This window comes from Nostoc sp. FACHB-888 (genome assembly GCF_014696655.1).
Taxonomy (GTDB): domain Bacteria; phylum Cyanobacteriota; class Cyanobacteriia; order Cyanobacteriales; family Nostocaceae; genus Nostoc.
The window spans coordinates 1-6264 of sequence record NZ_JACJQM010000217.1 but is presented as its reverse complement, the minus strand read 5'-3'; the positions used below and the strand labels follow the sequence as shown (position 1 = coordinate 6264).

Below are 6264 nucleotides of genomic sequence, written 5' to 3'. Positions count from 1 at the left end.
ATTTGTGTAAAAATAACCTGAACAATTTTTGTGCGAAAGCTAGATTTAGCAAGCTATTCCAAATAAATTTTGTACAACTTATTTTTACATGATGCCTAAGCAGATTTTCCAAGGTCGATTTTTTGAAGTGCCTTTAGGAAAGTTCGAGCAAATGACTGGACTTAGCTTAACCTCTCATGAAGGCGGGATGAAAATCGACTTGCCCCCATTGCGGCAATTCCTCAATCGGCTGCTGGCTTTACGCATCGATATGCAAAACATCATTTTCGAGCGTTTTGAGTTGTTGCTAAGTCAGCAGATTGAAGCAGCGATCGCGGCTGGGGTCTATGAGATGGGTGTAGAAACTTTACGGGCTGAACGCTTTACTGTTGAGAGCCAGGAAGCTGTGTACACTCATGCTCAAACTGGTAGCGTCACCAATTACTTGAAAGTGGAACGCACCCGAAAGAACCACATCAGAACGGCTCAAGAAATGGTTGAGTTCGCCACTCAATATCTTGGAAGGCTCATGATCAACTCCAAGTCTGGTCATGCTGCTGTGTCAATTCCGACGCATAGTATCTACGACGCTGATGGTGGAGTTGTCCCAAGAGTTTTGCTGATTCGTCCACAGAAAGAAACTCGCGTACCAGTCCAAGACTTGGAATCTTCCACTTGGCAGCAAGTTTCTATTGATGCGTTTACTGCTGCTTGGTCTACTGAAGTAAACGAATTACCCAAGTTCACAACCGATTACCTGCATTTGGTAACTGGTATTCTCCTACCCATCTGGAAAATCCTGCCACAGCAGAATAGTCGAGTCTTCCGCTTGCAAACCAGCGATGGACAAAAGATTCTCGGTCGAGTGGTGAATGCTCACGACATTCAAACCGTGCGCGAACAACTTGGACTAAGAAATCAGGTGCTTTCTCCAGAAGAACTTGTGAAGCTGGTACTGAACGAAGGCTATTCCCAGCAGTTACCGGGTGGCGTAACTTTACGGCGTTCTTACATTGCCGCAGAACCTCGCATAGAACTAGTCAATGCTATCTCACTGGCAGAGCGACTCTTAGCTGTTGGATGTTTCACCGAGATCATCAACTGGCAAAAGCGCCTATTCATTCCGGTTTCAGACAAAGCGCCAGCTATTCTAGCGGCTGTGATTGAAATCTTGGGATAAGTCAAAAGCTGATGTATTCATTAGATACATCAGCTTATTTTTCGCTCAAACAAGAGTGTGATTTTTGTCCGAAATGAAGGTAAGCGGACGATTTGTCGAGGTAATCTAAAGACGGGGGAGGAGATATTTCCACTTTCAGAAGAACGTGCCAGTGAGCTAGAAGTTATGATTTTAGAGAGGGAGCGATTACTTCACAGGAAACATGAGACATCACATACATAATGGACACCATATTAGCAGTCATAATATTGAGTTGAACTGAAGTAGCAAAAAAGATTCTGTAAATATACTAAATAGCACACCCGCTTTTATTAAATTACGATTATCTTTGAAACCGCAATAATAATTCTTTACGGTCAGCCTGTAAAAGTAAGCCAAGATATTCTTCCCTAGATAACTGCATTAACTGAGGAATAATTGCCTCTAACTCACTATCTAAATTTCCAAAACGTACTTTTAAAAGCGTCGAAATTGTTTCCTTTCTTTCGATTTCCACACCTTCTTGTTGCCAACTTGTTACAATCTGCATAACTTCCTCCCGTTCATCTAATCCCATTGTACTAATCACCGCTTGAAAAACCTGCTTCTCAGTATCATCAAGCCGCAAATAAGTATCAACAAACCCCGAAATTAATTGCATTCTTGCTGGATCTAACTTTAAAGTTGTCAGTAACCGCAAACATTCCGCCTTCACCTGCGGACGTTCTGACACTGCAATATTCATCTTCGCCATCAACGCTGCCGCCACTGGATTGTGTTGCGTTAAAAAATCCCGCCAACTCAGACGATTTAATTGAATTGCTGCAAACTGAAATTCCAGCACCTTTAAATCAGGAAACGTGACACGATAATTTTGAGATTCAGCACGTTTTGGTTCGTCGAAGGAGAAAATCACAACTGGATAAATTGGTAAATCATATTTTTCATGCAAGCGTGCAAAATACTTAAACATCCGTTTGGCAAATTCTGACTCAGTATAAGACTGATTTTCAACGTGAATTAAAAAATAAGTTTTTTGTTGCTGATAACGCACCTGCACCAGTAAATCAATTTCTTTCTTTTCGCCAGATGTGACATCAGTAAATACATCTTGGGGTAAAAACTGGATAGAATCGCGGTCTATTTGGCTGGCTACTTGAGGCAGGAATAAATCGAGAAACTCAATAAAAAATGTAGATATTAATTCTTTGAAAAGCCTGTCATGGTCAATCATTCTAGCAACTCCTCCAACACGGGGCAGATATAGCGTAGCTGACACCAGGGGCAAAATAGTACAAATTTACCTAAAACCGAGGTTTTTAGTATGCCAATGATAAAACGAAAGCCCTTATTCTGTTGTTACAGGTTTGTCTAACAAGAAGCAAACATAACTTGGACGATTTATCTAAAAATAATAGTTAAAAAGCATATACACTAATGCTTTTCACCTATCTTGCCCCTAGTGTCAGCTACGCTATATTTACCCCGACATGAAATTTATTGGGGACGGAAAACGTTTTCCGTATAGTTCCAAGTTGCTTTTTGAGCCTGAATAACGAGCGTTGAACTTGATTTCGTTTGAAAGATAGAGTATAACAAAACGCAAGCATACGAAATTGCAAATAGATGAAACAAGTTGTTCTCTGGATTGGAGCCAATGCCGGAGGAGTTTCCAAAACTACACTAGCTGTTCATATTGGCTATGAAATGGCAAAGCGCGGCTTTGACGTTGTGCTACTCGACTTAGATACTAACGTTTCCATGAGTCAGTTTTGTGGATTAGACAAAGACCCACCATTAGAGCAAACAATCGCCGCAGTATTCAGCGAGGATTTTGATGGTAACTGGCCTTTACTGATGCCAGAATGGGGAAAGCCGAAGGGTAAATTACAAATATGCTTGGGTGGGCCAGTAATGATTCAAGTTGGGTCAGATTTGGCAGTTCGTAATCGCCGGGAATATGTTTTGGCAGACAGGTTTGAAGATTTTCCTTTGCCACACCAACTGGTGATTCTGGACTGTCCTGCTACATTGGGTAATCTCAATGATGTCGCACTGGCAGTAGCTACGCATATGTTAATTCTTGTTGAACTTAGTCCCAAATCATTAACAGGGGCAAATGTTTTGCTGTCTTGGTACCGAGGGGCTTGTAAAAAGTTGCGCTTAAATCCCCAGCCCCAGATACTAGGATTTGTACCTACTAAGTATGACAGTGGCGAAGCAGCGCAAAGGGATTTGCTCGGTCAGTTACCAGAAATGCTTTCGCCTTTGAAGATAAAATGTTATCCGCACGTCCGCTACTCTTGCGAATTCAGTAATGCTTCTGGAAAAGGCATCCCTTTGCATTTGCATCGCTCAACACATAAAGCTATCAAGGATCTTCATCCTATCTGCCAAGAATTATCAGCTATATTGCAGGAGGATAAGGGTGACAACCAAAGGACAAAATAAGAGTTATGACTATTTCTCTGCTAATGCACAAGTAGCAGAATTTGAAGAACAATTACTTCAATCGCAACAGCGTATTGCTGAACTAGAATCACTAAATGCTCAATTACAAGCACTAGCAAGAAGTGAGAGCATTGACGATAATACTGCTAAATTCGCTGTACCAATTGATAAAATTGTTTGCAATCCAGAACAAGTACGCCGTTATTTCGATATAGATAAACTTGCAACGTTAACTGCTTCTATCAAAGAAGTGGGAGTGCAATCACCATTGTGGTTGCGTCCTGAGCAGGATGGGAAGTATTTATTGATTGCGGGTGAGCGTCGCTATCGTGCGGCACGAAATGCAGGCTTAATGGAAGTTCCTGCTCTGATATTAAACGTTGATGACGCTTCGGCTCTAAAGCTATCCTTATTGGAAAATTTACAACGAGAAGATTTAAATCCAATAGAGGAAACAGAAGGAATACTAAATTTACTTTCCTGGCAAATGGATTGTACTGTCAAAGAAGTAATTGCTTTATTGAACAGGAAAGCACATTTAGATAAAAAGAAAGTTGAGTGGTCAGATGAAAACACGGAAAACGTTTTCCGCAAGCAGTGGGAGATTGTAGAGAGTGTCTTTATGACGGTAGGTAAGCTATCACCAGAAAGCTTTCGCGTCAGTCGGCTACCTCTACTGAATATGCCAATTGACGTAATAGAAGTACTACGTTCTGGGCAAATAGAATACACTAAAGCTAGAGCGATCGCTACACTGAAAGACAAAGCTAAGAGAGCTAGTTTGTTGAAAAAAGCGATTGCTGAGAAATTGTCTTTAGCAGATATTCGTGATTGGATCAAAGAGACGAAGGATCAGGAGCCTCCTTCTTTGAAGAGAGAATTTCAAGACATATCTCAGAAAATATTAAAGTCTTCACAGTGGTCAGATCCCAAAAAAGCTAAGAAAATTGCAAGTCTTTTAGAACAACTAGAATCATTGTTAGCGGATTAACAGAAAATTGGAAACTACTAGTTCGGCAAGTCCACTGAAATCAAGATGTCCATGAAATCTACTCAACGTCCGTCAAAAAGACCATTACCACAAGCCGAATCCAACGATCAAAGCCCAAAGCTTGACCTTGTTGCTTATAGACCAGTAAAGAAACAGCAGCCAACCTCTCAGCCTGACATTACTCCCAGTGTTGATCTGCCGTCAGTTGAGCAGCCAGCCCAAGCAGAGGTGATACCTCTTGTAAGGTCAAAGACAAACGCTGCTGAAAAACCGCAACATTTAGAGAAAAGTAAAGCCAAACGTACTTCTGCTGACAAGAGAAAATCTAAATTACCGCAACAGCCCAAGCAACAGGGTCAATTGACAAAGAGCGATGAAGAAGAAGAGTTAGCGCCAGAACGCTGTCAACATATCCAGTTTTTGGACTGCGATAAACAAGTGGGGCGCGTGGTATTCGAGTGTTGGCACTGTCAGCAGGGAATAATTAGCGAGTTTACTGGGGAACCAGTAATGGGAGAATACAAAGGTCATCCTTCACTAATTCAGGTGAAAGTCCAATGTCCTAATTGTGAGCAGACGGCGATTAGATTAACAACGGGTCAGGTGGTTTCAACAACAGCGATTCCTTCACCTTGGCAGCAATGATGACACACAACCTCTTAAAGAGTGATTGGCAAGAGATATTTACGATTGATAATGCAAAAGTTGAAAATTTTACCCTCAATAATAACTGCACTAACGGCACTGACACTAACTAGTTGCAGTACTACTACTGCTGAACAGTATGAAGCTACAGCACTCACCAGTTACACCTGGCAAGTTAAATATGCCAATAACCTAACTAATGAACCACGACCCCGCATTGAAACCTTTGCTACTACTTCGGTGCTGAATCGAAATGGAGTAAAACCACCGGGAGAAGTAATTGGCCCAGATGATCGAGGGCTATGGTGGCCGACTTTACCGCCACGGCCAAGCGTTGAACAAGTTGAACAACGCAAAAAACCTCAAGAAGAGGCAGGCAAGCCCGAATTGGTGAAAGATGTAAAGTACAAATTGACTTATGGAATGGGGAATGCACAGAATACGCTACCTACTAACTATGAAGTTTATCGACAAGTGGTAAAAGCTTATCCTCAAAGAACTCCTTTGCAATTGACTTTGGGTGTGAATGATAATTCAGTTGAGAAAGCTGAACCTGTCAGCAAGTAGTGACCCACTCGTTACGTATTCAGCAAGAAGTTAGAGATCAAGACTGAATTGCTTTTCAACAATCTTATTGACAGTAAAGTATAAATCAAACGGTCAATAATGATCTAATTTAATTTCTGCTGCATTGATAAAAAAGATTTCAAAAATTCTTGTTGGGGGCTATGTGGGGGCTTTATATACCCCAACGATAGTTCAACACTTTGGTAAGATTTTGACCCCTGTATAGGGTATATAAAGGTGCTATATGGGGTATATTTGACTGGATCACATTTTATACCCCACTTAGCCCCCAAGGGGTTATGATAAACTCTTGGGTCTGGGGAAATAAAGTAAAGTTATTTTATTCTTCTTTCTCTTGCTCTTGCAGATCACTTGAACAGATAATTTTCACAAATTAAAGTGTATTACTTGGAGCCTATGTCAAACATTCACACCTTACAAAAAATTTTTCCTGCGGGTTTCGATAACGGTT

General features: G+C 41.1%; 6 protein-coding genes. 5 read left to right on the top strand and 1 reads right to left on the bottom strand.

Translation table 11 applies throughout. The features are described 5' to 3' along the window. Nucleotides 1-88: 88 nt before the first annotated feature. Nucleotides 89-1159: a strawberry notch C-terminal domain-containing protein gene (locus tag H6G26_RS37070; RefSeq protein ID WP_242054223.1), complete on the top strand. Its 1071-nt coding sequence runs from the start codon at nt 89-91 to the stop codon at nt 1157-1159. A 322-nt stretch (nt 1160-1481) separates the two neighbouring features. On the opposite strand, the gene H6G26_RS37065 is transcribed toward H6G26_RS37070, so the two are convergent. Beyond that, nucleotides 1482-2372 (bottom strand): Rpn family recombination-promoting nuclease/putative transposase, encoded by an 891-nt coding sequence (locus tag H6G26_RS37065; RefSeq protein WP_190736528.1) that lies wholly within the window; start codon nt 2370-2372, stop codon nt 1482-1484. A 392-nt stretch (nt 2373-2764) separates the two neighbouring features. On the opposite strand from H6G26_RS37065, the gene H6G26_RS37060 reads away from it, so the two are divergent. The 4 genes from H6G26_RS37060 to H6G26_RS37045 are packed head-to-tail and all read left to right on the top strand — an operon-like array spanning nt 2765 to nt 5792. Continuing rightward, nucleotides 2765-3589 carry a ParA family protein gene (locus tag H6G26_RS37060; protein ID WP_094333529.1) on the top strand — a complete coding sequence of 275 codons (825 nt, stop codon included), beginning with the start codon at nt 2765-2767 and terminating at the stop codon, nt 3587-3589. Further along, complete coding sequence (locus H6G26_RS44410) at nt 3567-4580, top strand: ParB/RepB/Spo0J family partition protein (protein WP_190736526.1); 1014 nt, start codon at nt 3567-3569, stop codon at nt 4578-4580. Before H6G26_RS37060 ends, H6G26_RS44410 begins: the two co-directional genes overlap by 23 nt. A 51-nt stretch (nt 4581-4631) precedes the next feature. After that, a complete protein-coding gene (locus H6G26_RS43375) occupies nt 4632-5225 on the top strand; it encodes a hypothetical protein (protein WP_242054222.1) in 594 nt (197 codons plus the stop codon). 51 nt (nt 5226-5276) lie between these two features. Continuing rightward, a complete protein-coding gene (locus H6G26_RS37045; protein WP_190736524.1) occupies nt 5277-5792 on the top strand; it encodes a hypothetical protein in 516 nt (171 codons plus the stop codon). Nucleotides 5793-6264: the final 472 nt, after the last annotated feature.